Consider the following 26,561-nt stretch of genomic DNA (forward strand, 5'->3'; position numbering starts at 1 on the left):
CCGAATGCAATCTCTGAACACTACGCTGCTGATCATCGGCGGCGGCCCCGGCGGTTACGTCACCGCGATCCGCGCCGGGCAATTGGGTATTCCGACCATCCTGGTCGAAGGCCAGTCGTTGGGCGGCACCTGCCTGAATATCGGCTGCATTCCGTCGAAAGCGCTGATTCATGTGGCTGAGCAGTTTCATCAGACGCAACATCACAGCCAGCATTCGGCGTTGGGCATCAGCGTTGCCGCGCCGACTCTGGATATCAGCAAAAGCGTCGAGTGGAAGGATGGCATCGTTGATCGCCTGACCACTGGCGTCGCCGCGCTGCTGAAGAAAAACAAGGTCCAGGTCATCAATGGCTGGGCGAAAATCATCGACGGCAAAACCGTGGAAGTCGGCGATACGCGCATCCAGTGCGAACATCTTGTGCTGGCCACCGGTTCGACCAGCGTCAACCTGCCGATCCTGCCGATTGGCGGGCCGATCATCTCCTCCACCGAAGCGCTGGCACCGACGTCTGTGCCGAAACGTCTGGTGGTGGTCGGCGGTGGTTACATCGGCCTGGAGCTGGGCATCGCTTATCGCAAGCTCGGCGCCGAAGTCAGCGTGGTCGAGGCGCAGGACCGGATTCTGCCGGCCTATGACGCAGAACTGACACAACCGGTCCACGACGCGCTGAAGCAGTTGGGCGTGAAGCTGTACCTCAAGCACAGCGTGCTCGGTTTCGACGGCACGTTGCAGGTGCGCGATCCCGAAGGCGAAACCCTCAATCTGGAAACCGACCAGGTACTGGTTGCCGTCGGTCGCAAACCCAATACGCAGGGCTTCAATCTCGAAGCGCTGAATCTGGACATGAACGGTTCGGCGATCAAGATCGACAGCCGTTGCCAGACCAGCATGCGCAACGTCTACGCTATTGGCGACGTAAGCGGCGAACCGATGCTGGCCCACCGCGCCATGGCTCAGGGCGAAATGGTTGCCGAGTTGATCAGTGGCAAGAGCCGTGAGTTCAACCCGACCGCCATCGCCGCCGTGTGCTTTACCGACCCGGAACTGGTGGTGGTCGGCACAACCCCGGACGAGGCCAAGGCTGCGGGGCTGGACTGCATCGTTTCCAGCTTCCCGTTCGCCGCCAACGGCCGGGCGATGACCCTGGAATCGAAAAGCGGCTTCGTGCGCGTGGTTGCTCGTCGGGATAATCATGTGATTGTCGGTTGGCAAGCGGTGGGCGTTGGGGTTTCCGAACTGTCGACGGCTTTTGCGCAGAGCCTGGAAATGGGCGCGCGACTGGAAGACATCGGCGGCACCATTCATGCGCACCCAACCTTGGGCGAAGCGGTGCAGGAAGCGGCGTTGCGGGCGCTGGGGCATGCGCTGCATATGTGATGTGCGGTGGCAGTGATGGCCCCTTCGCGAGCAGGCTCGCTCCCACAATGGGAATGCATTTCAAATGTGGGAGCGAGCCTGCTCGCGAATTCTGGAGGGCAACACGATTTATCTGTGTGTCATCCGATAGTCCGGGCTGCGAAACCGCTCAAGAATGAAGTATTGTTGTGCCCATCCAAAAAAACGTCAGAAGCCTTGAACCGTTTCGGCGGTTGTTCAGTGATAGAGGGTGTCATGGGTAACGAAAGCATCAATTGGGACAAGCTGGGTTTTGACTACATCAAGACCGACAAGCGCTATCTGTCGTACTTTCGCGATGGCGAGTGGGACAAAGGCACCCTGACCGAAGATAACGTCCTGCACATCAGCGAAGGCTCCACCGCCCTTCACTATGGTCAGCAGTGCTTCGAAGGCATGAAGGCCTATCGCTGCAAGGACGGCTCGATCAACCTGTTCCGCCCGGACCAGAACGCCCTGCGCATGCAACGCAGCTGCGCGCGTCTGCTGATGCCGACGGTCGACACCGAGCAGTTCATCGAAGCCTGCAAAGCCGTGGTTCGCGCCAACGAGCGTTTCATCCCGCCGTACGGCACCGGCGGCGCGCTGTACCTGCGCCCGTTCGTGATCGGCGTGGGTGACAACATCGGCGTACGCACCGCGCCCGAATTCATTTTCTCGATCTTCTGCATCCCGGTCGGCGCCTACTTCAAGGGCGGCCTGACCCCGCACAACTTCCAGATCTCCAGCTACGACCGCGCGGCCCCGCAAGGCACCGGTGCGGCCAAGGTCGGTGGCAACTACGCCGCCAGCCTGATGCCGGGCTCGAAAGCCAAGAAGGCCAACTTCGCCGACGCGATCTACCTCGATCCGATGACCCACACCAAGATCGAGGAAGTCGGTTCGGCCAACTTCTTCGGGATCACCCACGACAACAAGTTCGTCACCCCGAACTCGCCATCGGTCCTGCCAGGCATCACCCGCCTGTCGCTGATCGAACTGGCCAAATCGCGTCTGGGCCTGGAAGTGGTTGAAGGCGACGTGCTGATCGACAAGCTGTCGGACTTCAAGGAAGCCGGTGCCTGCGGTACCGCTGCGGTGATCACGCCGATTGGCGGCATCAGCTACAACGACCACCTGCATGTGTTCCACAGCGAAACCGAGGTAGGCCCGGTAACCCAGCAGCTCTACAAAGAGCTGACTGGCGTGCAGACCGGCGACATCGAAGCGCCAGCGGGCTGGATCGTCAAGGTTTGATCTGACGACTGCTGATGCTCAAAAGCCCTCCACCGAGTGATTGGTGGGGGGCTTTTTTGATTGTGGTTGTTGGTTTTTTTTGTGTAGGGCTGGAGATCTTTTCCCCCTCACCCCAGCCCTCTCCCCCAAGGGGGCGAGGGGGAAAGGGAGCCGATTTTTGTGCTTTTCAAAACCCGAGTTCGACGCGAACTTTCAGGTCGGTGTAGTACGGGAGAACACCTGGGTCGGCTCCCTCTCCCTCCGGGAGAGGGCTGGGGTGAGGGATTGCTTTTGATTTTTGGAGGCAATGCGCTTGCCCGTCCGATCCGAAATCCCGCTCGCCTGCCCATTCTGCTGCTTGCCCATCCGCGCCTGGGTGATCAATCCCGGTATCAACTCCCCCTCCGGCAGATTCTTCCAGAACCGCACCGGCAGATGCCCTTGCATGACCTTCGGGTTCAACCGCGCCGGGTTGAAGATGTGGCTGTAGTAGGTCAACCACAAATCGCCGTGGGGATCGTCGACGTTCTGCGCCAGTTGCTGCCACTCAATCGGGCACTGCCGCTCGTGAATCAATTGCTCACCGTCGTAATAAACGCCGTCACGCGGTGTGGCGATCAACCAGCGATGCTGGCCCATGCGCCCGATAAAGTGCTCGCTGGCGCTGTGCAGGATGTCATGCGCCGGCTCGTGCCACGCCACGTATTGTGGACCGGGCAGATCCTTCGACCGCTCGATGAAACGCACGAATGCATGCAGATGATGGGCCTCGCGACTGACCTGCTTGATGCGCCGCTGCAACTCGCTGCCGAGTTTGTCGCCTGCCATCATCGCCGTGCGGTCGCCGTGACTGACGCGCCAGAGCACTTCATACAACAGGCTCCAGCGTTGCTCGCCGCGATAGCGCGCCGCTTGTTCGAGGGTGTCGAGCAGCGCGCGGGGAATACGCGCCTGAAACGGCCCCTGCCCCTCGGGCACGTGCTCATCACTGGCAAACAGATCGCCCACCCCTTCCGCCGCCCAGCTCACCAGACTCGGATCGATTTCATGGCTGAGCAACCAGCGCGCCTGCTGACGCCATGTGTCGAACAGGTCATCGCAATCAAGACTGATCATCCCCACAACCCCATCTGCTGCGGCATCGGTCGGTCGCGCAATTGCTGATAGAGCATGTGGCTGGTGACTTCCGCCTGTTGCGGGTGGTAATCGCTGGTGATGATGAAAGGCTTCGCCTTGGCCAGCACGCAGCGCATCCGCGCCACGTCTTCGTAACGGATTCGCCGCTGACGGCGCAACTCGACCAGGCGCTCGGTGGTGCGCAAGCCAATGCCCGGGATGCGTGCGATCAACGTCGCGTCGGCACGATTGAGGTCCAGCGGGAACACTTCGCGATTTTCCAGCGCCCAAGCCAGCTTCGGGTCGATATCGAGCGCCAGATTTCCCGGGCCTTTGAGCAGTTCGTCAGCGCTGTAGCCGTAGCTGCGCAGGAGGAAATCAGCCTGATACAAACGGTGCTCGCGCATCAGCGGAGGCGCGGCGAGCGGTACGCTTTTCGGGCTGTCGGGGATCGGGCTGAACGCCGAGTAATAGACCCGGCGCAAACGGAAGTTGCCGTACAAGGATTGGGCGCTGTGGAGGATGGTGCTGTCGTCGGTGTCATCGGCACCGACGATCAATTGCGTGCTCTGCCCGGCCGGGGCGAATTTCGCCGAGCGCGGCTCGTTCAACACTGTTTGCACGCCGGTGTAGATGGTGTTCATCGCTTGCTTGATCGAGGTGATGTCCTTCTCCGGCGCCAGCGTCTGCAGACTGGCATCGGTGGGCAGTTCGATGTTGACGCTGAGGCGGTCGGCGTAACGCCCGGCTTCTTCGATCAAGGCCGGATCGGCTTCCGGAATGGTCTTCAAATGGATGTAGCCGCGAAATTCGTGCTCTTCTCGGAGCAACTTCGCCACCCGCACCAGTTGCTCCATGGTGTAGTCCGCCGAGCGAATGATCCCGGAGCTGAGAAACAGGCCGCTGACGCAGTTGCGCCGGTAGAAATCCATGGTCAGCGTCACGACTTCTTCCGGGGTGAAGCGCGCACGCGGCACATCGCTGGAACGGCGGTTGACGCAGTACTGGCAATCGTAAAGGCAGAAATTGGTCAGCAGGATTTTCAGCAACGACACACAGCGCCCGTCCGGCGTGTAGCTGTGACAGATGCCCATGCCATCCGTCGAACCGAGCCCGCTCTTGCCCTCGGAGCTGCGCTTGGGCGCACCACTGCTGGCGCAAGAGGCGTCGTACTTGGCGGCGTCGGCGAGGATGCTGAGCTTGTCGATGATTTGCATGGCACGGACTCTTTACTGTGTGCATATACAGTATAGGCTCGCCCGCCGCGAAACAAGTTGATGGATGACCCCTCGTCGGCTGGCCAGCTGAATTGTGGCCGCCCGCGAAAACCTGTGGGAGCGAGCCTGCTCGCGAAGAGGCCCTGCCAGTCACCGCAACTCAGTGATCAAACCGCCCACTGCAATATCAACCAGCTGTTCGCCCCGCTGATCAACACAAACAGCCCCCAAGCCAGCACCCGCGTGGGCCAGCGGTTGACGAACGGCCCCATCAACTGCCGGTCGTTGGTCATGCGAATCAGCGGGTACAAGGCAAACGGCAGTTGCAGGCTGAGCACGACCTGGCTCAACACCAGCAACTTGCCGATCGCGTTATCGCCCATGAGCCAGACGCCGATGAACGCCGGAATCAGCGCCAGCCCGCGAGTGATCAAACGCCGCTGCCAGCACGGGATGCGCAGGTTCAGATAGCCCTCCATGATGACCTGCCCGGCGATGGTCCCGGTGAAGGTCGAACTTTGCCCCGACGCGAGCAGCGCCACGCCGAACAGCACACTGGCCAGCGCACCGCCAACCAGCGGGTCGAGCAGGTGATAGGCGTCCTGAATATCGACCACATCGGTATGCCCGGACTGGTGAAACGCCGCCGCCGCGAGAATCAGGATCGCCGCGTTGACCAGCAGCGCCAGGGCCAGCGAACCGATGGTGTCGATACGTGCCAGTTTCACCGCGTCCTGCTTGCTCGCCAGATCCTTGCCGATCATCCGCGTCTGCACGATCGAGGTGTGCAAGTAAAGGTTATGCGGCATTACTGTGGCGCCGAGGATGCCAATGGCCAGATACAGCGGCGCGGCATCGCCGATGGCCGCCAGCGAAGGTTTGAAGCCCAGCGCCACGTCTGGCCAGTACGGTTTGATCAACAACAACTCGACGAAGAAACACACGCCGATGGTCGCGACCAGCACCAGCATGATCGCTTCGAGACGGCGGAAGCCCCGGTTTTGCAGGGCCAGCACCAGCAACGTGTCGAACGCCGTCAGGGCGATGCCGAAGGTCAGCGAGCAACCGAGCAGCAAGTGAAACGCGAGAGCGCAGCCAAGCACTTCGGCGAGGTCGGTGGCGATGATCGAGATCTCCGCCAGTATCCATTGCAGGCGCGCTGTCGGGGTGCTGTAGCGCTCGCGGGACAACTGCGCCAGATCGCGCCCGGTGGCGATGCCCAGCCGCGAGCACAGACATTGCACGACCATGCCGGCCAGACTCGCCAGCAACACCACGAACAACAGGCTGTAGCCAAAACGCGAACCGGCCTCGATCGCGGTCGCCCAGTTGCCCGGATCCATGTAGCCGATCGACACCAGCAAACCGGGACCGGCGAAACGCAGCACACGTTTGAAGAACGAGGCAGTCGGATCAACCGCGACACTGCCGGCCACTTCCGGCGGGCAAAACGGCGCGGTGGCGATTTTGGGCAGACTGAATTTCACGCACACATCCAGAAACAAAAACGGGAGCCCGGCAGCTTAGTCGTTTCGCCTGATGCCTTGAAGCGCAAAGATCACTGAACCTATGGGTTCACCCCCAGCAACTGCTCGCGCAACTCGGGACTGCGTGTTCGCGGATCCAGCCAGATATCGAAAAACGCCTTGGCAAACTGTGGATCCTCAATCTCATGCTGGAGCTTCTGGCCGACAAAAAACCGCGCGCCCTGCCCCGGCAGATACACGCCGGTAATCCGCGTGCCGGCCTGAACGTCGACAAACGATTGCTGCATCTGCGTCTGCCAGCCGGCCAATTGCGCTGAAGTGACCCGGGGACCGGCAAGGCGTTTGATCTCATCGACGCTGGTGCTGACCAGATCGTCTCGCGAGATTTTGCGCCGGTAGATCAGCTCCAGAGCAAACGGCTGGCCATCCGCCAGAGGCCGCGCGGCACTCCACAAGCGCGCGCTGTAAACGTCGAAGCCGAACACGCTGAAATCGCCGCTGCCGATAATTTGCGCGCCCGGGACTGCGTCCTGCCAATTGGCCCATGTCGGTGTGAGCAACAGCGCCCATAAACCGATGCCACAACAGCCCCGAACGAGCTTGGGTGTTCTGTTCATCGCCGTATCGTCTCCGCTGCATTCTGATGATCAAAGCATAGACGGATTCGCGCCTGAATTTTTGTATACAAAAATTGCGAACATAGGCAGCAATCTTCAATCGGCAGTGCTAACGTGGCTCATCCTGACCCGATGGAGACACCCGCGTGCTGATCCTGAAATTGCTGCTGATTCCCGGTTTTCTCCTGCTGATTTCCCTGGCGGGCAAACGTTGGGGGCCGAGCGTGGCCGGGTGGCTGTCGGGATTGCCGGTGGTGGTCGGGCCGATTCTGTTTTTTCTGGCGATCGAACAAGGGCCGCAGTTTGCCGCGCAATCAGCGGTCGCGGCGCTGTCGGCAATGTTCGCGATGATCGCTTTCTGCATCACTTATGCGCAGGTGGCGCAGCGGGCGAACTGGCCGTGGGCGTTGACCATTTCACTGGCGGTGTGGGCCGCGCTGGCGGCAGTCTTGTCGGTGATCCCGGCGTCCTTGCCGTTCTCGGTGATTGCGGCAGCGGTGGCACTGCTCGCTTCGCCTTATCTGTTCCCTGAGGTGCATCCAGTATTGAACGGGCCAGCACCGAAGTCGGACAAACTGATCTGGCGGATGATCGCCGGTGCGGCGCTGACGCTGGTGGTGACGATGCTCGCCAGCACCGTCGGCGAACGCTGGAGCGGCCTTCTCGCGGTGTTCCCGGTGCTCGGCAGTGTCATGGCGGTGTTCTCGCAACAAACCCGCGGCCCGGCGTTTACCGCTGCGTTATTGCGCGCAACGGCAACCGGCATGTATTCGTTCTCGGCGTTCTGCCTGGTGTCGGCCTGGACGCTGCCGACCATGGGCCTCAGCGGCTTCGCAGTGGGAGTGGCAGTGTCGGTGGCGATGCTCGGGGTGACCCGGCGTCTGCTGGCGCGGCCAGTGGCCAAGGCGCAAGCACAATAACCGCCTGGACGAATCGCGCTGGAACGGCCGGCACGCTCCGTGGGATGATCGCCCGCCTCGCGCGACCATTCACCGGAGATTCACATGTCATTGTTGAGCAAAAAAGCCGTTGTTCTGATGCTGGCGGCCGTCGCTGGTTTCGCCGCGATCAACGCGCACGCCGCCAAGGAAAAAGTCAAAACCGAGAAGGTCTCGCTGCTCGACGGCAAGTTTGCCTTTGTCCTGCCCAAAGGCTTTGTCGCCGACCCGCTGCCCGCCAGCCCGAGCGGTGCCAAGGGCACGATGTACACCAACCAGACCACCAAGACCGTGGTCATCGCCGCCGAAAACCAGATCCCGGCTGGGCAGAACGTCAAGGACAACGACGGTGAGTTTCTCGACGGCAGCGTGTCGAGTTTCATCGACGATCAGCGCAAGGCCCTGCCGGACTTCAACAAGCTCAGCGAGAAAAGCCTGACCCAGAAAGGCACCGGCCTGGGGCTGCGTCAGGTTGACAGCACCGCCACTCAGGGCGGTGGCCAAACCCTGAACACCACGCTGCTGGCCGGCTCGGGGACGAAGATGGCGCTGGTGCAGGTGATTTCCCGCGCCAGCGACAAGAAAGCTCACGATGCCTTGATCAAAGCCATCGTCAAGGATTGAGCCGCTGCAACCAGCCATTCAGATCGCGCAATTCGGCCGCACTGATGCTGTGGCCGACGCCCGGATAAGCGTGAAACTCGGGCTTGTAATCGAGTTTCTGCAATAGCGCGTTGGCCTCGGTGCCGTGACGGTAAGGCACCGGATCATCAGCGGTGCCGTGGCCGATAAAAATGCTCAGCGGCAGCGGCGCTTGCCCAGGCTTGAGTTCGGCTTTGAGCACCGGCAACAAGCGCCCGCTCAACGCGGCAAACCCGCCCACGACCGCTGGCGCGCGCAGGCCCACTTCGTAGCTCATCATCGCGCCCTGGCTGAAGCCGATCAGGTACACCTTGTCCGGCGCGGCGTGATATTTCTTCGCCGCCTGGGCGATAAAGTCGCGCAGCTTCTGGCCGCTGACCTTCAGATCATCGGTCTCGCCGTTGTAGGCGCCTTCACCTTTCTTGCGAAACCACTGGAAACGTCCTTCACCCAACGTCATCGGTGCGCGCACGGAAAGGTAGTTGTACTGCGCCGGCAGCTGAAATTTCATGCCGATCAGATCGGCCTCGTTACTGCCGTAACCGTGCAGGAAAATCACCAGCGGACGTGGTTCAGCGTCGGCGTGGACCTGTTCGAGGTACTTGAGTGGCAGATCGGATTGCAGGGTGGTTTGCGCGTGGACGGCGGTGGATGCGAGCAGGGTCAGCAGGGCGAACAATTTCAGCATTGCAGCGTTCCTTCACAGAGTGTCGGGTTCGCGGGGGAGCCTAACATTCTCGGCTGAGGATCCAAATTTTGTGGAGTGGCTGATGGCCCTTTCGCGAGCAGGCTCGCTCCCACCGTTGAAATGCGTTCCCCCTGTGGGAGCGAGCCTGCTCGCGAAGAGGCCCGCACGTTCACCGCAACCTGTCAGTCGTTGGTCAGCTTGCCCGTACGAAACGGCACCCGCCCCGCCACTTTCGCCTGCCAGATCCCCGGCTCGGTATAACGCCCGCGATCAATCGCAAACAGCACCCCGCTGATGCCGGCGCGCACGGTGGTCACGCGATCCTGCAACGGGTCAACAACCTCGAACAGCGCATCGCCCTGCTCTACCCACTCGCCGGCATTGCGCAAGAAACTGACCACGCCGTGGTGCGGGGCGAACAGGTATTCGGTGCCTTCAAACGGCAGACCTTCACAACATTCGCTCGGCGCCGCCGGCCATTCGCCGCTGATGAAACCCTGCTCGGCGAGAAAGCCCAGAATCGCTTCGCAATTGGCCTGAGCCTGTTCGACGCGGGTGTCGCCCATACTGCCCAGCTCCAGCGTCGTCGCCAGATTCGCCGCCGGAATCGCCGCGTTCGGGAATGCTTTGGCCAGACGCAACCATGGCGTCGAGCAGGACTCATCGAACGAGCTGCCACCGGAGTCTTCGCAGAGCAATGCCACGCCCGCCTTCAGCCGCGCCGCCAGCGATTGCCACTGCGGCCAGTGTTGCGGCAGCGCATAGAGGTGAATCGCAGCGTCGAAGTCGCAATGCAGATCGAGGGTGATGTCGGCGTCGCAGGCGTGGCGCAGCAACAAGCGGTGCAAGGCCTCCAGTTGCGAGGCCGGTGCCGGCAATTCTTCGAAGACTTGAGCCATGGCCTGGCGAATCAGCGCGACGTTGGCCTCGGCATCCGCGCCCAGACGCTCGCCCACCAGCGCTGCCACCGGGGCGCTGAGTTCGACGAACGCGCGGTTGAAATTCTTGCCGCTGCCCAGTTCGAAGCGGCCCATGTGATTGCCTTGCAGATGCTGATCCAGGCCGATCGGATTGGCCACCGGCACCAATTCGATAACACCCTGCAAACGGCCCTGCCGTTCCAGTTCGTTCAGGCGCAGCTTGAGTTCCCACGCGGTACGCATGCCCGGCAGTTCATCGGCGTGCAGGCTGGCCTGGATATACACCTTGCGGCTGCCGGCGCCGTAGCGGAACACGCTGAGGGAGCGCTCGCTGCCCAAGTGGCTCCAGGGCAGAACGTGGTCGATGCGTTGCATGAAAAACTCCTGAATAGCTGGGTTACGTAAAACCCTGTGGGAGCGAGCCAGCTCGCGAATGCGTCAGGTCAGACGATGACGATATCGAATGTCAGACCGCATTCGCGAGCAGGCTCGCTCCTACAGAGAATTTCCATAAATAAAAAAGCATAAAAAAAGTGGCCACCGCGCAAACGGGGCCACTTTTTTTCACGGCGTATTAATGGCCGTATACGTCAAAGTCGAAGTACTTGTCCTGGACTTTCTTGTACTCGCCATTGGCGCGGATTTCGGTGATGGCTTTGTTGAACTGCTCGGCCAGTGCGGTATCGCCCTTGCGCACGGCAATGCCAGCGCCGCCGCCGAAGTATTTGGCGTCTTCGTAGGTCGGGCCGACGAATTCGAAGCCTTTGCCGGCGTCGGTTTTCAGGAAACCATCGCTGAGGTTGACCGAGTCAGCGAGCATCGCGTCGATACGCCCGGAAACCATGTCGAGGTTGGCTTCCTGCTGCGAGCCGTAGCGCACCAGTTCGATCCCGGCCGGAACCAGCACTTCGGTCGCGTAGCGGTCATGGGTACTGGCACGCAGCACGCCGACTTTCTTGCCCTTGAGTTCGGTCAGCGGGTCTTTCACGCCGGAGCCTTCCTTCATCACGAAGCGTGCCGGGGTGTGGTAGTACTTGATGGTGAAGTCGACGTTCTTCTTGCGATCGTCAGTGATGGTCATCGACGACAGGATCGCGTCGATTTTTTTCACTTTGAGTGCCGGGATCAGGCCATCGAACTCTTGCTCGACCCACGTGCATTTGACTTTCATCTGCGTGCACAGTGCGTCACCGATGTCCACGTCAAAACCAGTGAGTTTGCCGTCAGGGGTTTTCATCGAGAATGGCGGGTACCCGGCTTCGATACCGATGCGGATCGGCTTGTCGTCTTTGGCCACAGCGGTCAGGGACAACATCGACAGTGCCAGGGCACCGAACATCACTAGCTTTTTCATTTATTACTCCCGTGCGGAGGCTTTTATTGGCAGCTTTCGAGTCAGCGTTCGGTCATGGCGTTCTAACGGCAAAAACCGAAGTGGCCGGCAGTCTATGGCGGCGCGCACGGAGGCAATTGTTTTTAAGCGACAAATACTTACAGAACATCGGCGATCACTTTGACGAGAGTAAACGCGTGCGCCGTGTTGGTGCGAAGGATGTAGGACAAGACTGTTTTCAGAGCAAGAAACGCCGATCCCCCGTAGAGCTGGCGGAGGCTGCGATCTTTTGATCTTGTTTTTTTTAGATCAAGATCAAAAGGTCGCAGCCTCCGGCAGCTCCTACAGAAACGTCAGCATTCGCAGGCGACAGGAGTATTGGCGACTGACGCCGCGCTCAGTTCGAAACCTTCATCGAGCCATCCGGTGACGCCGCCGATCATCTCCTTGACTGGATAGCCCAATGCCGCCAGCTTCACCGCAGCCTTGTTCGCCCCATTGCAATGCGGCCCGGCGCAATAGACTACGAACAAAGTGTGTTTCGGGTAATCGGCCAAGCGCTCCGCCGTGAGCAAGCGTGTCGGGATATTGATCGCGCCGGGCACATGGCCGCGCTCGAACGCCAATGGGCCGCGCACATCCACCAGAACAAAATCGACCTCCCCGGCCTCGTGGCTACTGAATACATCGGAACAATCGGTTTCGAAGGTCAGACGATTGCTGAAATGCATCAGGGCAATCGCCGAAGGTGCGACGGGGATTTCGCGAACCAGGCTGGTCATGTTGTGTTGCTCCTTTGTCTGTGGGGGATGAACAGACTTTATCGAGACGGCGCTTGCCGCTACAGTGGCGCGCAAGACACCGACCGGGAGTTTTCCGCCAAATGCTCACTCAGCCCAATCTGGTTGCCATTCTGGCCTACGATGGCCTCTGCACATTCGAGTTCGGCATTGCCGTGGAGATCTTCGGCCTGGCCCGACCAGAGTTCGATTTCCCTTGGTACGAGCATGCGATTGCCGCAGTCGATCCAGGCCCGATGCGCGCCATGGGTGGCATTCAGGTGCTGGCCGATGGCGGCCTGGAATTGCTCGCCGCAGCGCGCACCATCGTCATTCCGGGCTGGCGCGACCGCAACGCCCCGGTACCGCCTGCGCTGATCGACGCGTTGCGTCAGGCCCATGACCGAGGCGCGCGGTTGCTGTCGATCTGCTCGGGCGTGTTCGTCCTCGCCGCCAGCGGCCTGCTCGACGGCCACCGCGCTACCACGCACTGGCGCTACACCGGTGAACTGGCGCAACGCTTCCCGGCCATCGAGGTCGATCCGGACGTGCTCTACGTCGACGCCGGTCAACTGATCACCTCCGCCGGCAGCGCCGCCGGCATCGACGCCTGCCTGCATCTGGTGACACGTGACTTCGGCACGCAGGTCGCCAACGCCGTCGCGCGGCGACTGGTCATGTCGCCACAACGCACCGGCGGCCAGGCCCAGTTCATCCCCACCCCGGTCAGCCCGACACCCCGCAGCGACCTGTCGCGCGTCATGCAATGGGCCCGCGAACGCCTGCACGAACCACTGGAAGTCCGCGATCTGGCCAGCGAAGCGGCAATGAGCGAGCGCACGTTTCTGCGGCGCTTCACCGAAGCCAGCGGGCAATCGCCGAAAGCCTGGCTGCAACATGAACGCCTGGCGCGAGCGCGGGAGCTGCTCGAGAGCACCCACCATCACACTGAGCAAATTGCCCAGCGCTGCGGCTATCGCTCGGTGGAAAGTTTTCGTGTGGCATTCCGCAGCGTGGTGGGTGTACCGCCGTCGGTTTATCGGGAGCGGTTTGGGCGAAGCAACAAGCTTTCGCTCCATCCCGCAGCGTTTTAAGCGCTGACGTTGACGGCGAGGCCGGCAGAAACGCTCGCGGTGAAAATTGTGAAACGGAAAATGCGGCTTGCTTTATATTGATTCTGATATAACCTGAAAATCAAACGGCACTGGCATTTCTTGCAATAAAACTCACCGTCGCCGCTTACGTTCAGCTATTACGCTTTTCCTTTTGACACAGGACAAGCCGATGCCGAAACACAAGGATGTGGTGTTCGTGGGGAGCGCGTTGAAAGATCTCAAAGCTTTCCCGGTTGATGCCCGAAGAGCGGCGGGGTTTCAGCTGGACCTGTTGCAACAGGGTGATGCCCCACTCGATTGGCGCCCTATGAAAACCGTAGGACGCGGTGTTAACGAAATCAGGATCACCGAGGACTCAGGGGCGTTTCGCGTGTTTTATGTAGTCAATCGACCTGAAGCAATCTATGTGCTTCACGCCATGCACAAAACCACACGTAAAACGGAAATTAGAGACATCGAACTGGCCCGGGCCAGATATCAGGAAATAGGTTAAGCCATGAAGGAACATCAAGACTCATCCCAACGATTTTCCAGTGTATGGGATGCATTGGAGGACACGCCTCAGGAAGCTGCCAACATGCGTCTGCGAGCCAAGCTCATGCGTTCGCTTTGCGAGACCATTCGAGCGTGGGAGCTCCCTCAAAAGGACGCGGCACAGAGATTGGGAATCTCGCAGCCGCGCCTCAATGATGTACTCAACGGGAAAATCGACAAATTCTCGCTCGATGCATTGGTCAACCTGTCAGCTGCTGCAAGGCTGGAGGTGGACATTTGCTTTCCGTCAGGCCCGTTGCAATGGGCCTGACGCTGGCTTTGCGTGGCAATGTCCACCCTGCATTCCGAGTTTTGAAATCGAGGGAGTTGAATAGCATTCAACTTCGCAGTTAACCATCGACATCATCCAGCTGCACAGGAGTTCCGCTGGATGATTCCCCCCTTCAATCCTCCCGCGTCAAAACCTCCAGCAACTCAATTTCAAACACCAGATTCGAATTCGGCGGGATCTTGCCCATGGTCCGCTCGCCGTAGCCCAGATGCGCCGGTACCAGCAATTTGCGTTTGCCGCCGACCTGCATGCCCATCAGCCCCTGATCCCAGCCTTTGATCACGCGGCCAGTGCCGATCACGCACTGAAACGGTTTGCCTCGGCTCCAGGACGAATCGAATTCAGTGCCGTCTTCCAGCCAGCCGGTGTATTGGGTGGTGATCAGCGCGCCTTTCACCGCGGCTTTGCCGTCGCCCGGTTGCAGGTCGATGATTTGCAGTTCGTCTGTCATGTCGTTGGCTCTCGAGATGTTCGCAGGCGGCGTTTTTCGCAGAATCCGGCGTCGATGGCAATCCATGGAACCGAAAACGCGCCTTGCCGCTCACATGTGTATCGACATCGTATGACGACAAGGATGCTTAGATGACCGACTCTCGATTGCTGCGCAGTTTCATCCCGCCCTACATCCTCAACCGCATCATCGCCCACGGTTCCGAGCCGCAGCGCAACGCCGCGATGCAGACGCTCAACCATGTGCGCAGCCTGCTGCCCAACCCCGGCCGCCCTTCGCAGCCGCCGGCGCGCGCGATTCTGCCGGAAGCGAGCAAGCCTGGCCTGGCGCGGCGCAGTGTGCATGATGCGCAGAACAAAATGCTCTTGCCGGGCATGCCGGTGCGCCTCGAGGGCCAGCCGGCGTCGGGGGATCCGGCGGTCGACGAGGCTTACGATGCGCTGGGCGCCAGCTATGATTTCTTTTGGAAGGTGCTTGGTCGCGACTCGATCGACAATCAGGGATTCGCGCTGATCGGCAGCGTGCATTACGGGCAAGCCTACGAAAACGCATTCTGGAATGGCGCGCAGATGGTTTTCGGTGACGGCGATGGCGAGATCTTCCAGCGCTTCACCCGCTCGCTCGACGTCATCGGCCATGAACTGGCCCACGGCGTCACCGAAAGCGAAGCCGGGCTGATTTATGCCAACCAGTCCGGCGCGCTGAACGAGTCGCTCTCGGATGTATTCGGCGTGTTGATCAAGCAATACATCCTCGGCCAAACCACCGAGCAGGCAGACTGGTTGATCGGCGCCGACCTGCTGATGCCACAGATCCAAGGCAAGGGCCTGCGCTCAATGTCGCACCCCGGCACGGCATACGACGACCCGATGCTGGGCAAGGATCCGCAACCGGATCACATGCGCAAGTTCGTCATCACCAGCGAAGACAATGGCGGCGTGCACATCAACTCCGGCATTCCCAACCGCGCGTTTTACCTGGCAGCGCGAGCGTTTGGCGGCTTCGCTTGGGAAAAGGCCGGACACATCTGGTACGACACGCTGTGTGATGACCGTTTGAAACAGGACGCAACATTCGACGCGTTCGCGAAACTGACGATCGACCATGCTGACCAGCGCTTCGGCGCCGAAGCAGCCGACACAGTGCAGCAAGCCTGGGCACAGGTCGGTATCGAATAATCCGAGGAGACCGTATGAAAACGCTACCCGAGCTGGATAAAGATTCCGTTTTGCGCGTATCTCGCCAGGGTGGCGTTGCAGCGATTCACAGCCTGAGCCGCCCACGGGAAATCGAATTCGCGCAATGCGACATCAGTCAGCGTTCGAGAATATGCTCGGTGCTTGAGGGTTGCCTGCCACTCGATAGCAGCGAATCGGGCGGTGGGGATCAGCGCTTCTACCAGATTGAAGTGCGCTATCAGTCCGGGGAAATGGTGTTGAAGGTGCCAGAGGATCGTGCGCCTGGGGAGCTGGTGCAGCTTTGGGACAAGGGGGAGCTGCTCTGATTCATGCTGCCGGCTCTTCTGCGTCGACAACTGACGATGTGCGTGGGCCAAAGCCTGCGGTTTGGCCGAATACGACACCGTTGAATGTGTGCGTACAGCACTCGCAGCGCGGCGTCATGTCCTGCGCCTGCAGCTTCGGATTGACCATTTGCAGGAGATTTTTCTCGTCGACATAAAGCCCGTTGAAATAACTGGACTCACCCAGTCGCACGACTTCATCGCGATCCTTCTCATGGATGGCAACCATCCAGAAAACCGGCGCTGATTGATCCAGTCGGGCCACAGCTTCGCTGAAAATGGCATCCCAAGAACCGCCAACCCGAGACAGCAGGAAGCGAAACAACGGCGTGTAATCTCGCCCGTATTGTTTGCCTGCGTGCATCGAACTTCGCATGCCTTCGTCACGGCTTGCAGCTTTGCTGTTGCGCTGATCGCGATAATGCGCAACTGATTCGTGGCGACGAACACCCCACGTACGAGTGTTCACTTTGCGATAGAGCGGTTTCTTGTCCAATCCCTTGTTCCTCATCCAGACATCCGCTGTTTTACTGGAACGGCGTTCGAATGCAATCAGCCATCCGTGGCCAATTGTAAACCTGATCTATCGCTCGACGGGTTGCATCTCGACAATCGTGCCATTGGTGATCATCACCATCACGTACTTGTCATTGATCTGCACCCACTGCGCCTGCTCGATCGGCGCTTTCAGACCTTTGGCTTTCCAGTTTTTCAGCGCCTTGTCTTCGCGCTGGTACATTTCCGGTGCGCGGTCGTTGACCTTCAACTGGCGGTCGCTGGTCGGCGATTGCACGGCGGGTTCGCTGGAGGTTTGCGCCGCTTGAACAACGGGCGTGATCCCGGCAATGCCGGCAACGAGGGCCAGGCTGGCGATTAGGGTTTTGCTGTTCATCGGTGAACCTCTTTCAGATGGGTAGTACCTGAACTCCGACTGCGTGGCGCGGGAAACATTCCTTGTTTTTTGCCGGAGGTGGCCGTTAGAAGGCTTTGCCCATCAGACCACCATCGCTGGCAAGCCAGCTCCCGCAGGGTTTTGTATTACAGCGCAATTATTGACCTGAGCTCCGGTCCTCTCCTACAAAACCAAGCAAAGCAAAGCAAGATCAAAAGATCGCAGCCTTCGGCAGCTCCTACAGTTGGATCGCGTGAATTCGATGGAAACGGGTTCACCTGCAGGCCGTCGTCGCGATCAGGCTCGCCCCCACCAGAAAAGCAAAGCAGCGCAACTGCCCGCGGCGAAGCCGCCCCACTCAACAATGAGCGCAAGCTCGAGTACTGCTTTTGATTTTGACCCACCGGCGACGTCGGAAGGCTGAGTGGAGGGATTGATCCGGGGGTGGGAGCGCAGCGACCGTCTGGCGCAGCCAGACACAGCGCAAGGAGGTGCAGCGAAGCAAACCGTAGCCGCTGCGCCCGGATCGATCCCGCAGCGAAGGAACCCGAGCCTGCGAGGGCCGAACGCAGGAGCAAGCCTTTTCGGTTACCTTTTCGGCGTTTGGAAAAGGTGACTCGCCGTCAGGGCGAAACCCTAAGCGGCCATGACCGCAGCAACGGATATGTACCCGGTCAGCCAGACCAAATCATCGCCCGACACGACGCAGGCTCGCTCCCACAAATGCGCCAAGCACTGAATCCATTGATCCGCCCCACGCATCAATCCATGCCAACAATGCAATTAACAGATTGTTACATCTGCGCCACCATCCACCTCAATAAAAACCGTGCGCCGCTTCTCCGTAGCGCACGTCATAAAAGCGGTGGAGTACTTTTCTATGACAGCCTCAATCCCAACCAACGGCTCGCGGGCCGGTGCCATCTTCCGGGTGACCTCGGGCAACTTCCTCGAACAGTTCGACTTCTTTCTGTTCGGCTTCTACGCCACGCAGATCGCGGCGGTGTTCTTCCCGGCGAGCAGCGAGTTCGCCTCGCTGATGATGACTTTCGCGGTATTCGGCGCCGGTTTCCTGATGCGTCCGCTGGGCGCCATTGTGCTCGGCGCCTACATCGATGACGTCGGCCGGCGCAAAGGTCTGATCGTCACCCTGTCGATCATGGCCAGCGGCACGATATTGATTGTGCTGGTGCCCGGCTACGAAACCATTGGCCTGTTCGCCCCGGCACTGGTACTGATCGGGCGGCTGCTGCAAGGCTTCTCGGCCGGTGCGGAACTCGGTGGCGTTTCGGTCTACCTGTCCGAAATCGCTACGCCGGGCCGCAAAGGCTTTTTCACCGCTTGGCAGTCGGCCAGCCAGCAAGTGGCGATCATCGTCGCGGCTGCGCTGGGCTACGGTCTGAACCAGTGGATGGAGCCGCAAGCCGTGGCCGCCTGGGGCTGGCGCATTCCGTTTTTCGTCGGCTGCATGATCGTCCCGTTCATCTTCTTCCTGCGCCGTAACCTGGCGGAAACCGAAGAGTTCGCCGCACGCAAACACCGTCCAAGCATGCGCGAAGTGTTCCGCACCCTCGGCCAGAACTGGGGCGTGGTACTCGGCGGAATGTTGATGGTCGCGCTGACTACCACCGCGTTCTACCTGATCACCGTGTACGCGCCGACTTTCGGCAAAACCGTGCTGCACCTGAGCACTTCCGACGCGCTGCTAGTGACGCTGCTGGTGGGTGTGTCGAATTTCTTCTGGCTGCCGATCGGCGGCGCGTTGTCCGACCGTATCGGCCGTCGTCCGGTGCTGATCGGCATGGCCGTGCTGGCACTGGCCACGACTTATCCGGCGCTGTCGTTCCTGGTGCAGGCGCCGAGCTTCACCAACATGCTGCTGTCGCTGCTGTGGTTGTCCTTCATTTACGGCTTGTACAACGGCGCGATGATTCCGGCGCTGACCGAAATCATGCCGGTGGAAGTGCGCGTCGCCGGTTTCTCCCTGGCCTACAGCCTGGCCACGGCGATCTTCGGCGGTTTCACCCCGGCGATGTCGACCTTCCTGATCCAGTACACCGGCGACAAAGCCGCGCCAGGCTACTGGATGAGCATCGGTGCCCTGTGCGCTCTGTGCGCCACTCTTTACTTGTACCGCCGTGCCGGTGGTCGTCTGCAACCTGTCGCGGCCTGAGGAATACTCGCCATGAAAAAACTCTTTACTGTCACCGCCCTGCTCGCCGGTCTCGCGTTCAACTTCGCGGCCCAGGCCGAAGAACTCAGCGTAATGACCTCCGGTGGTTTCACTGCCGCCTACAAGATCCTCGGGCCGAAATTCGCCGCCGCAACGGGCAACACGCTAACCACCAGTCTCGGCCCGTCGATGGGCAAGGCGCCGGAAGCGATTCCCAATCGTCTGGCACGCGGTGAGCACGCCGACGTGGTGATCATGGTCGGTTACGCCCTCGATGAGCTGATCAAACAAGGCAAGGTCGACCCGGCCTCCCGCGTTGAACTGGCGGATTCGCGGATCGGCATGGTAGTGCGTGAAGGCGCGCCGAAACCGGACATCAGCAGCGTCGACGGCCTGAAGAAAACCCTGCTTGATGCGCAGTCGGTGGCCTACTCCGACAGCGCCAGCGGCGTGTACATCGAGCAGCAGCTGTTCAAGAAACTCGGCATCGAAGATCAGTTGAAACCGAAAGCCAAGATGATCGCCAGGATCCCGGTCGGTTCGGTGGTTGCCACTGGCGACTATCAGTTGGGCTTCCAGCAGGTCAGCGAATTGCTGCCGGTGCCGGGCGTAAGCTTCGTCGCGAAGATTCCGGAATCGGTGCAGTCGGTGACGCGTTTTGCCGCGGGCATCCCGGTCAAGGCCGAGCATCCGGAAGAGGCCAAAGCCCTGCTCGCCTACCTCGCTGCACCGGCCGCTCAGGCTGATGTACAGGCCACCGGGCTGGATTCGGTCAAGCGTTGATCGCTGGCGGCTGGACGCGCATCTCCACGACCAGCCGCTCCAGTTCCAGTGCCGCCGGGGTCAACGTGCGATCCCGGCGCTTGATGATGCCGACACTGCGCATCACCTGCGGCTCAATCAGCGGCACCCGCGTCAGGATCGGATGATCCGGCCCGGGCATCGCCATCAACGGCACCGCTGCCACGCCCAGACCCGCCTCTACCAGACCGATCATCGTTGTCACATGCCGCGTCTCGCAGATGCTCTGACGCTGCGGCACCACCCCGCCCAAGGCCTGATCGAGCAGAAAGCGATTACCCGAGGTCTTGTCCAGCGCGATGTAATCCTGCTGATAGAACTCGTCCCAACTGACGCTGCTGCGCCCGGCCAGCGGATGATCGCGACGACAGGCGACAACGTAGCACTCCTGCACAAGCGGTTCGAACTCGACTTTGGCATCCTGCGTGCCGAGAAAACTCAAACCGAAATCCGCCTCGCCATTGACCACCGCACTCAACACATCGTGAGCGCTGGAATCGAGGACTTTGACCTTGATCCGCGGAAACTGCTGGTGATAGCGCGCGACCACGCGGGGCATGAAGTAGTACGCCGCCGAGGGCACGCAGGCGACGGTGACATGGCCCAGACGGGTCGAGGCGACTTCGCTGATGCCGAGCAAGGCAATGTCGAGATCATCCAGCAAGCGCTCGACGCTGGGCATGAAGCCGCGCCCGGCCTGGGTCAGGCTGACCTTGCGCGTGGTGCGCTCGAACAGTTTCACGCCGAGGGCGTCTTCGAGCTTTTCGATGCGCCGACTCAGCGCCGGTTGTGACAGGCGCACAGTGTCGGCAGCCTTGCGAAAACTGCCCTGCTCGACCACCGCGCGAAAGGCTTGCAGGTCGTTTAGGTCGAAGTTGATGGCCATGGCGTTTCCGGAAATTGATGCGCAGGGGTTATAAATGTAACCAGTTGATGCAAATTATTACAGACCTGATGGAAGCTGCCCTTGTGGGAGCGAGCCTGCTCGCGAACGCGGGGCATCAGTCAATGGATAGGTGGCTGACCCAGCGCATTCGCGAGCAGGCTCGCTCCCACATTGGTTCTCGAATGGTCTGGAGACCGCGTAACCTTTATCCTCGTCACCCCCGCCGTAGCCGTAGTCAGGAGTCGTTCCATGCCCCATGAAGGCAATTTGTTGCAAGCCGCCGTCGTGTTTCTGTTCGCGGCCGTGCTCACCGTGCCTTTGGCCAAACGTCTGCAACTGGGCGCGGTGCTCGGTTATCTGTTTGCCGGGGTGATCATCGGCCCGTCGGTGCTCGGTCTGATCGGCAACCCGCAAAGCGTTGCGCATATTTCCGAGCTGGGCGTGGTGTTGCTGCTGTTCATCATCGGCCTCGAATTGTCGCCGCGGCGCTTGTGGGTGATGCGCAAATCGGTGTTCGGCGTCGGTCTGGCGCAGGTGCTGCTGACCGCGTCGGTGATCGGCGTGCTGGCACTGGCGGTGTTCGGCCAGCCGCTGAACAGCGCGATTGTGCTGGGCCTCGGTCTGGCGCTGTCCTCCACTGCCTTTGGCTTGCAAAGCCTTGCCGAACGCAAGGAACTGACCAGCCCCCACGGGCGTCTCGCGTTTGCGATTCTGCTGTTTCAGGACATCGCCGCGATTCCATTGATCGCCCTGGTGCCGATGCTCGCCGGCGTCGATCATCACACCAGCACCGCCGACGATATTCGTCACAGCTTGCAGGTGCTCGGCGGCATTGCCGTGGTGGTGATCGGCGGACGGTATCTGCTGCGTCCGGTGTTCCGCGTGGTGGCAAAAACCGGTCTGCCGGAAGTGTCCACCGCCACCGCGTTGCTGGTGGTGATCGGCACGGCGTGGCTGATGGATCTGGTCGGTGTGTCGATGGCGCTGGGTGCGTTTCTCGCTGGTCTGCTGCTGGCGGATTCGGAATACCGGCATGAGCTGGAAGCGCAGATCGAACCGTTCAAGGGCCTGCTGCTCGGGCTGTTTTTCATCAGCGTCGGCATGGGCGCCAATCTCAGCCTGTTGTTGAGCGCGCCGATCACCGTATTGGGCCTGACCTTGTTGCTGATCGGTCTGAAATTGCCGCTGCTGTTCGTGGTTGGGCGCTTGGCAGGAGGATTGAACAAGATCAGCGCAATCCGCCTCGGCATCGTCCTTGCCGCCGGCGGTGAGTTTGCGTTCGTGGTGTTCAAGATCGGCCGCGATCAGGGCCTGTTCGAGCCGCGTCTGTACGATTTGCTGGTGCTGACCATCACCCTGTCGATGGCGCTGACGCCGTTGTTGCTGTTGATCTGCGCGCGTCTGGTCAGCCCGAAAGTGCAGCCGGTGGAAGTGCCGGAGAAATTCCGCGAAATCGACACCGAAGCGCCGCGCGTGGTGATTGCCGGCATGGGCCGGATGGGCCAGATCGTGGCGCGGATTCTGCGCGCGCAGAACATCAAGTTCGTTGCGCTGGACACTTCGGTGGAAACCATCGAACTGTCACGCAGCTTCGGCGGCGTACCGGTGTTCTACGGCGACCCGATGCGCCCGGAAATCCTTCACGCGGCGAAGGTCGGCGAGGCGGAATATTTCGTCATCGCCACGGACGATCCGGAGACCAACATCAAGACTGCCGAAGTGGTGCACAAGCTGTATCCGCACATGAAAATCATCGCCCGCGCGCGTAACCGTCAGCACGTGCATCGCCTGGTGGATGTCGGCGCGGAAGCGATTCGTGAGACCTATTACTCGAGCCTGGAAATGAGCCGGCGCACGCTGGTCGGCCTCGGTCTGACCCAAGCCCAGGCCGATGCGCGGATCAAGCGTTTCAAGCATCACGACGAACAGGTGCTGGAGGCGCAACACGCCGTCTACGACGATGCCGCCAAAGTCCTGCAGACCGCCCAGGAAGCCCGGGCGGAACTGGCCAAATTGTTTGAATCGGATCAGCTCGAAGAGGAAGCCCGAAAATCCTGATCGTGCCTTGCCCAGAACCAACTGTGGGAGCGAACCTGCTCGCGAAAGCGTCGTGTCAGTCACCCAATACTTCACTGACAGATTGCATTCGCGAGCAGGCTCGCTCCCACAGGGGATTGGGTCAGACCAGTTCCAACGCGGGCGCAGGCTCGACGGCTGTGACTGCAAACCGATCCGCCAGAAACGGCGTGATATCCAGCGGCAAGGGCTCGTCATTCACCAGTTTATCCAGCAGCACACCGGTAATCGCTGAGGTCAGAATGCCGGTGCGGAAGTGCCCGCAAGCATTCAGATACCCTTCTACCCCACGCATCGGCCCGAGGATCGGCAACTCATCCGGCGAGCCCGGGCGCAATCCCGCCCAGGTGCGCTTGAGGTTGACGTCCGCCAGCTCCGGCAGACAGCGCACCGCGCCCTGCACCAGCCCGGCGATTTCCGGGTAGGTGGTGGTGACGTCGAAGCCTTTGTCTTCGGTGGTGCTGCCGATAAGGATTTCGCCGTTGTCCTTTTGCGCCACGTAGCAATCGCTGGTGGTCAGGCAGCCGTTGAGGATTTTCGGCATGCGTTCGGTCAGCAGAATCTGCCCTTTCACCGGTTTCACCGGAATGCGAATCCCCGTGGCCCACTCACTCAGATCCGCCGCCCAGGCACCGGCGGCGTTGATCAGCGTCTTGCAGTGGAACACCCCCGCCTCCGCCGTCTGCACACCCGTCACGCGAGTGCCGTGATGCAGCACGCCGGTGACGTTGGTGTTGACGAAGATATCGACGCCGTTCTGCCGCGCGCCTTCCATGTAGGCATCCGCGAGGCGGAACGGGCTGACCTGATGGTCGCAGAGAAACTCCAGCGCCCCGCGCGCCTCATGGCTGACGCTCGGCTCCGCCGCGCGCAACGCCGCCTGATCGAGCCAGCGCACTTGATCAGCCAGATGCGGAATGCAGCCGACGATGTGCTCGGCGTAGAGCCGGTCTTCATCGTCATAGATCACGAATTTCAGCCCGGTCTTCTCGAACTTGCAATCCATGCCGTGATTGTCTTTCAACTCGCGGTGCAACGCCGGATAGAGCGCGTTGGACTGCAAGGCAAAATCGAAAAACGACGCCGGCAAGATATGCGGCGTACTGGCGTCGACCGCCACCGCTGCGCCCTGGGTTTCGCGCTTGCGGTTGGCCGACATCATGCGAAAGAAAATCACCCCGCAGCCGAGGCCGACCGACTCGCCGATCGCCCACAAACCGCCAGCCGAAGCGCGGGTCGCGTTGCCGGGGCGCTTGGCGTCGATCAGCGCAACTTTCAGATTTTTGCGCTTGGACAATTGGTAGGCGCAGGAGGCGCCGATCACTCCGCCACCGGCAATGACCACGTCGTAGAACTTACTCATGGCAAGCGCCCTCCTTGCCGAGGGACTGGAACGCGGAAAACGGCACCGGATCAATCGGGAAGCGCGGGCGCAACCAACCGACATCCTGACGTCCGGTGGCCTGGCGCAGGCGATCGCTGCAATAGCCGACGCACATCCGCCCCTGGCAATCGCCCATGCTCACGCGGGTGCGCATTTTCAGGCTGGCGATGTCTTGCACACCCTGCTCCAGCGCCAGATCGATATCGGCGCGGGTCGCATGTTCGCAGCGGCAGATCACCGTGTCGGCTGCGGGCAAAGCAGTCTGACCGACGCCGCGCTCGGTGTAGCGATCCACCGCCGCACGAAAGCGCACGATGGCTCTGAGCTTGCTCGCGTAACGATCGCGGCGCACCCGGGCCAGCTCGGCGTCGAGCACACCGCGTTGCAGGAGGATCGAAGTGGCGGCGATCTTGCCGGCCAGCATCGCCGCTTCACCGCCGCGGATCCCTCCCATGTCACCGGCCAGATGCACATGCGCCACGCTGCTTTGCTGCCAGACATTGGCGTTGGCACGCAGGTAGCCATCGTCGCTGAAGCCGTGATCAAGGCCCATCTGCTGGCTCAATTGCGTGCGCGGAATAAAACCGTAACCCACCGCCAGCGTCTGCGCTTCGAAACGCTCGACCCGCGACAGATCCGCCTCCCACGTCGACGAATACGGCGCGACGCTGACACTTTTCAATTCGCCCTCGCCGTGGGCGTCCACCACGCCCCAGCCATAGTTCATCGGGATGCCGTGCAGCTTCAGATAAGCGAGCATGCTCAAGCCGTCGAGAAACAGCTGCGGTTTGTTCAGCAGCGCCAGACTCTCGCGGGCGATCTTGCCGAACGCACACGCCTCGTAGACGCCAGCGACACGCACGCCGGAGGCATGCAACTGGGTCGCAACCAGCGGCAGCAACGGCCCGGTGCCGGCGATGATCACCGGCCCCCGCGGCTTGACCACGCCACTCTTGATCTGCAATTGAAGACCACCGAGCAGAATCACTCCCGGCAACGTCCAGCCGGGAAACGGTACGCTGCGTTCATGGCAACCGGCGGCCAGCAGCAGTTGCGGATAAGCGATCTCGTGCAGCTGTTCATCGCCATCGAGCACCACCAGAGCGCGAGTGCCTTCAGCGCCGACCACGCGATGGTTGAGGCGCACGTCGATCAGCCCTGACTGCTGCTGAAATTCACCGTGCAGTTTGTCCAGTGCTTCGGAATAACGCGGGCCGAGATAATCCAGTTGCACACCATCACGCAGCGGCCCGCGATAGACCACGCCGCCGAGGCGCGAAGCCTCTTCGAGCAAGGTGCAGCGCACGCCGTGGCGCGCCAGTTCGATGGCCGCCGCCATTCCCGCCGGCCCGCCGCCGACAATCAACGGTTGCAGGCTCATACAACCTCCTGCCCGACGACGCGGTTGACTCGGGTTTCAATCAGCATGCCGTCGCGCACTACGGTCTGGCAGGCGCGGCGCTTGTGCCGACCGTTGATTTTCACCAGACAGCACTGGCAAACGCCCATGCCGCAATAGGCGCCGCTGATTTGATCGTGATCGTTGCGTGCGATCTGGCGCACGCCGAGGGACTGGATGACGCTCAGAACGGTTTCACCGATGGCGGCGCTGACCGCTTGGCCATTGATGTGCACGGTCATGTCCGCCTGCACCAAGGGCTGGATATCGAAGGTTCTTTCTAGGCAGTTCATTACGGTATTCGTCCGTGAAGATTCAGTTGAGGTTGTGACAGCTCCTTGCTGCACTACGCCTCGTCGACGCTTTTTATTGCTGTGTTTTCAACGTCGACGCGGATACTTCGTCAGCGCAACAAGGTGCGCGACAAGCACTGTAGCTCATACCTCAGCAAAGGCCTGGATCATTTACGGTAGGCGATATCGCCAGACGAAATATTGATCCAGGCCAGTGAAAATGGCGGGATGGAAACGGTTAGTTGGAGAAAACGAACTGGCCCCGCAGAAAGCAAAAAGCCGCTTTCACCCGAAGATGAAAGCGGCAGAGGCATCCTGCCTCAGAGGGATCAGTGTACGAACAGGGCGATCAGGATGATGATCGGGATCGGTACGCCGAGGAAAAACAGCAGTAA

Annotated in this window: 27 protein-coding genes; 12 read left to right on the forward strand and 15 right to left on the reverse strand. The window is 60.6% G+C overall.

What is annotated here, in order from left to right; all coding sequences use genetic code 11:
• Window positions 1-4 precede the first annotated feature (4 nt).
• Both lpdA and NF676_RS16455 read left to right on the forward strand, forming a co-directional pair.
• A complete protein-coding gene (gene lpdA, locus NF676_RS16450; RefSeq protein ID WP_252886400.1) occupies window positions 5-1,378 on the forward strand; it encodes a dihydrolipoyl dehydrogenase in 1,374 nt (457 codons plus the stop codon).
• 234 nt (window positions 1,379-1,612) lie between these two features.
• Complete coding sequence (locus tag NF676_RS16455; RefSeq protein WP_016775201.1) at window positions 1,613-2,632, forward strand: branched-chain amino acid aminotransferase; 1,020 nt, start codon at window positions 1,613-1,615, stop codon at window positions 2,630-2,632.
• Window positions 2,633-2,824: 192 nt separating this feature from the next.
• Here NF676_RS16455 and NF676_RS16460 read toward each other — a convergent pair whose 3' ends face one another.
• The 4 genes from NF676_RS16460 to NF676_RS16475 form a co-directional block, all read right to left on the reverse strand.
• The gene (locus tag NF676_RS16460) at window positions 2,825-3,727 is read right to left on the reverse strand and encodes a TIGR03915 family putative DNA repair protein (protein ID WP_252886401.1); all 903 of its coding nucleotides are present in this window, start codon (window positions 3,725-3,727) and stop codon (window positions 2,825-2,827) included.
• Window positions 3,724-4,944, reverse strand: a complete 1,221-nt coding sequence (locus NF676_RS16465; protein WP_024013352.1) for a putative DNA modification/repair radical SAM protein — start codon at window positions 4,942-4,944, stop codon at window positions 3,724-3,726. Before NF676_RS16465 ends, NF676_RS16460 begins: the two co-directional genes overlap by 4 nt.
• A 167-nt stretch (window positions 4,945-5,111) precedes the next feature.
• A complete protein-coding gene (locus NF676_RS16470; protein ID WP_236168605.1) occupies window positions 5,112-6,431 on the reverse strand; it encodes an Nramp family divalent metal transporter in 1,320 nt (439 codons plus the stop codon).
• An 80-nt stretch (window positions 6,432-6,511) separates the two neighbouring features.
• Complete coding sequence (locus NF676_RS16475) at window positions 6,512-7,048, reverse strand: chalcone isomerase family protein (protein WP_252886402.1); 537 nt, start codon at window positions 7,046-7,048, stop codon at window positions 6,512-6,514.
• A gap of 146 nt (window positions 7,049-7,194) precedes the next feature.
• Here NF676_RS16475 and NF676_RS16480 point away from each other — a divergent pair, with 146 nt between their 5' ends.
• Window positions 7,195-7,968 carry a hypothetical protein gene (locus NF676_RS16480; protein ID WP_252886403.1) on the forward strand — a complete coding sequence of 258 codons (774 nt, stop codon included), beginning with the start codon at window positions 7,195-7,197 and terminating at the stop codon, window positions 7,966-7,968.
• Window positions 7,969-8,052: 84 nt separating this feature from the next.
• The gene (locus tag NF676_RS16485) at window positions 8,053-8,610 is read left to right on the forward strand and encodes a DcrB/PsbP domain-containing protein (protein ID WP_095182014.1); all 558 of its coding nucleotides are present in this window, start codon (window positions 8,053-8,055) and stop codon (window positions 8,608-8,610) included.
• Here the strand turns inward: NF676_RS16485 and NF676_RS16490 are convergent.
• The 4 genes from NF676_RS16490 to NF676_RS16505 all read right to left on the reverse strand — a co-directional run bounded on the left by NF676_RS16490 (window position 8,600) and on the right by NF676_RS16505 (window position 12,351).
• Window positions 8,600-9,316 carry an alpha/beta hydrolase gene (locus NF676_RS16490; protein ID WP_150634982.1) on the reverse strand — a complete coding sequence of 239 codons (717 nt, stop codon included), beginning with the start codon at window positions 9,314-9,316 and terminating at the stop codon, window positions 8,600-8,602. The two genes, NF676_RS16485 and NF676_RS16490, sit on opposite strands and share 11 nt — an antisense overlap.
• A 182-nt stretch (window positions 9,317-9,498) precedes the next feature.
• Complete coding sequence (locus NF676_RS16495; RefSeq protein ID WP_252886404.1) at window positions 9,499-10,611, reverse strand: succinylglutamate desuccinylase/aspartoacylase family protein; 1,113 nt, start codon at window positions 10,609-10,611, stop codon at window positions 9,499-9,501.
• Window positions 10,612-10,810: 199 nt separating this feature from the next.
• Window positions 10,811-11,590, reverse strand: coding sequence for an ABC transporter substrate-binding protein (locus NF676_RS16500; RefSeq protein WP_056789026.1), 780 nt, complete (start codon window positions 11,588-11,590; stop codon window positions 10,811-10,813).
• Window positions 11,591-11,922: 332 nt separating this feature from the next.
• On the reverse strand, window positions 11,923-12,351 hold the full coding sequence (locus NF676_RS16505) for a rhodanese-like domain-containing protein (RefSeq protein WP_236168602.1): 429 nt from the start codon (window positions 12,349-12,351) through the stop codon (window positions 11,923-11,925).
• 101 nt (window positions 12,352-12,452) lie between these two features.
• On the opposite strand from NF676_RS16505, the gene ftrA reads away from it, so the two are divergent.
• The 3 genes from ftrA (at window position 12,453) to NF676_RS16520 (ending at window position 14,268) form a co-directional block, all read left to right on the forward strand.
• Window positions 12,453-13,442, forward strand: coding sequence for a transcriptional regulator FtrA (gene ftrA, locus NF676_RS16510; RefSeq protein WP_236168601.1), 990 nt, complete (start codon window positions 12,453-12,455; stop codon window positions 13,440-13,442).
• 190 nt (window positions 13,443-13,632) lie between these two features.
• Window positions 13,633-13,956 (forward strand): type II toxin-antitoxin system RelE/ParE family toxin, encoded by a 324-nt coding sequence (locus NF676_RS16515; RefSeq protein WP_024013362.1) that lies wholly within the window; start codon window positions 13,633-13,635, stop codon window positions 13,954-13,956.
• Window positions 13,957-13,959: 3 nt separating this feature from the next.
• Window positions 13,960-14,268, forward strand: a complete 309-nt coding sequence (locus NF676_RS16520; RefSeq protein ID WP_016775213.1) for a helix-turn-helix domain-containing protein — start codon at window positions 13,960-13,962, stop codon at window positions 14,266-14,268.
• 133 nt (window positions 14,269-14,401) lie between these two features.
• Here NF676_RS16520 and NF676_RS16525 read toward each other — a convergent pair whose 3' ends face one another.
• On the reverse strand, window positions 14,402-14,740 hold the full coding sequence (locus NF676_RS16525; protein ID WP_041477007.1) for an FKBP-type peptidyl-prolyl cis-trans isomerase: 339 nt from the start codon (window positions 14,738-14,740) through the stop codon (window positions 14,402-14,404).
• 131 nt (window positions 14,741-14,871) lie between these two features.
• Here NF676_RS16525 and NF676_RS16530 point away from each other — a divergent pair, with 131 nt between their 5' ends.
• A complete protein-coding gene (locus NF676_RS16530; RefSeq protein WP_252886405.1) occupies window positions 14,872-15,918 on the forward strand; it encodes a M4 family metallopeptidase in 1,047 nt (348 codons plus the stop codon).
• Between the two features lie 14 nt (window positions 15,919-15,932).
• Window positions 15,933-16,244, forward strand: coding sequence for a protealysin inhibitor emfourin (locus NF676_RS16535; protein WP_252886406.1), 312 nt, complete (start codon window positions 15,933-15,935; stop codon window positions 16,242-16,244).
• A gap of 1 nt (window position 16,245) precedes the next feature.
• On the opposite strand, the gene NF676_RS16540 is transcribed toward NF676_RS16535, so the two are convergent.
• Both NF676_RS16540 and NF676_RS16545 read right to left on the reverse strand, forming a co-directional pair.
• The gene (locus NF676_RS16540) at window positions 16,246-16,758 is read right to left on the reverse strand and encodes a hypothetical protein (RefSeq protein WP_252886407.1); all 513 of its coding nucleotides are present in this window, start codon (window positions 16,756-16,758) and stop codon (window positions 16,246-16,248) included.
• 87 nt (window positions 16,759-16,845) lie between these two features.
• Window positions 16,846-17,154, reverse strand: a complete 309-nt coding sequence (locus NF676_RS16545; RefSeq protein WP_252880463.1) for an RcnB family protein — start codon at window positions 17,152-17,154, stop codon at window positions 16,846-16,848.
• 880 nt (window positions 17,155-18,034) lie between these two features.
• Here NF676_RS16545 and NF676_RS16550 point away from each other — a divergent pair.
• Both NF676_RS16550 and NF676_RS16555 read left to right on the forward strand, forming a co-directional pair.
• Window positions 18,035-19,327: an MFS transporter gene (locus NF676_RS16550; protein ID WP_041477012.1), complete on the forward strand. Its 1,293-nt coding sequence runs from the start codon at window positions 18,035-18,037 to the stop codon at window positions 19,325-19,327.
• 12 nt (window positions 19,328-19,339) lie between these two features.
• Window positions 19,340-20,110 carry a substrate-binding domain-containing protein gene (locus NF676_RS16555; RefSeq protein WP_252876540.1) on the forward strand — a complete coding sequence of 257 codons (771 nt, stop codon included), beginning with the start codon at window positions 19,340-19,342 and terminating at the stop codon, window positions 20,108-20,110.
• On the opposite strand, the gene NF676_RS16560 is transcribed toward NF676_RS16555, so the two are convergent.
• Window positions 20,100-21,014, reverse strand: a complete 915-nt coding sequence (locus NF676_RS16560) for a LysR family transcriptional regulator (RefSeq protein ID WP_150741110.1) — start codon at window positions 21,012-21,014, stop codon at window positions 20,100-20,102. The two genes, NF676_RS16555 and NF676_RS16560, sit on opposite strands and share 11 nt — an antisense overlap.
• Before the next feature lie 249 nt (window positions 21,015-21,263).
• On the opposite strand from NF676_RS16560, the gene NF676_RS16565 reads away from it, so the two are divergent.
• Window positions 21,264-23,072, forward strand: coding sequence for a monovalent cation:proton antiporter-2 (CPA2) family protein (locus NF676_RS16565; RefSeq protein WP_095182026.1), 1,809 nt, complete (start codon window positions 21,264-21,266; stop codon window positions 23,070-23,072).
• A gap of 121 nt (window positions 23,073-23,193) precedes the next feature.
• Here the strand turns inward: NF676_RS16565 and hcnC are convergent, their stop codons facing one another.
• From hcnC to NF676_RS16580, 3 genes are read right to left on the reverse strand one after another with little or no spacing between them, the layout of a single operon-like run.
• Window positions 23,194-24,453, reverse strand: a complete 1,260-nt coding sequence (hcnC, locus tag NF676_RS16570) for a cyanide-forming glycine dehydrogenase subunit HcnC (protein WP_252886408.1) — start codon at window positions 24,451-24,453, stop codon at window positions 23,194-23,196.
• Window positions 24,446-25,855 (reverse strand): cyanide-forming glycine dehydrogenase subunit HcnB, encoded by a 1,410-nt coding sequence (gene hcnB / locus NF676_RS16575; protein WP_252886409.1) that lies wholly within the window; start codon window positions 25,853-25,855, stop codon window positions 24,446-24,448. Before hcnB ends, hcnC begins: the two co-directional genes overlap by 8 nt.
• A complete protein-coding gene (locus NF676_RS16580) occupies window positions 25,852-26,166 on the reverse strand; it encodes a (2Fe-2S)-binding protein (protein WP_130927315.1) in 315 nt (104 codons plus the stop codon). The genes hcnB and NF676_RS16580 overlap by 4 nt, the downstream gene beginning before the upstream one ends.
• Between the last annotated feature and the right edge of the window lie 395 nt (window positions 26,167-26,561).

The organism is Pseudomonas siliginis (assembly GCF_024072275.1).
GTDB classification, from domain to species: domain Bacteria; phylum Pseudomonadota; class Gammaproteobacteria; order Pseudomonadales; family Pseudomonadaceae; genus Aquipseudomonas; species Aquipseudomonas siliginis.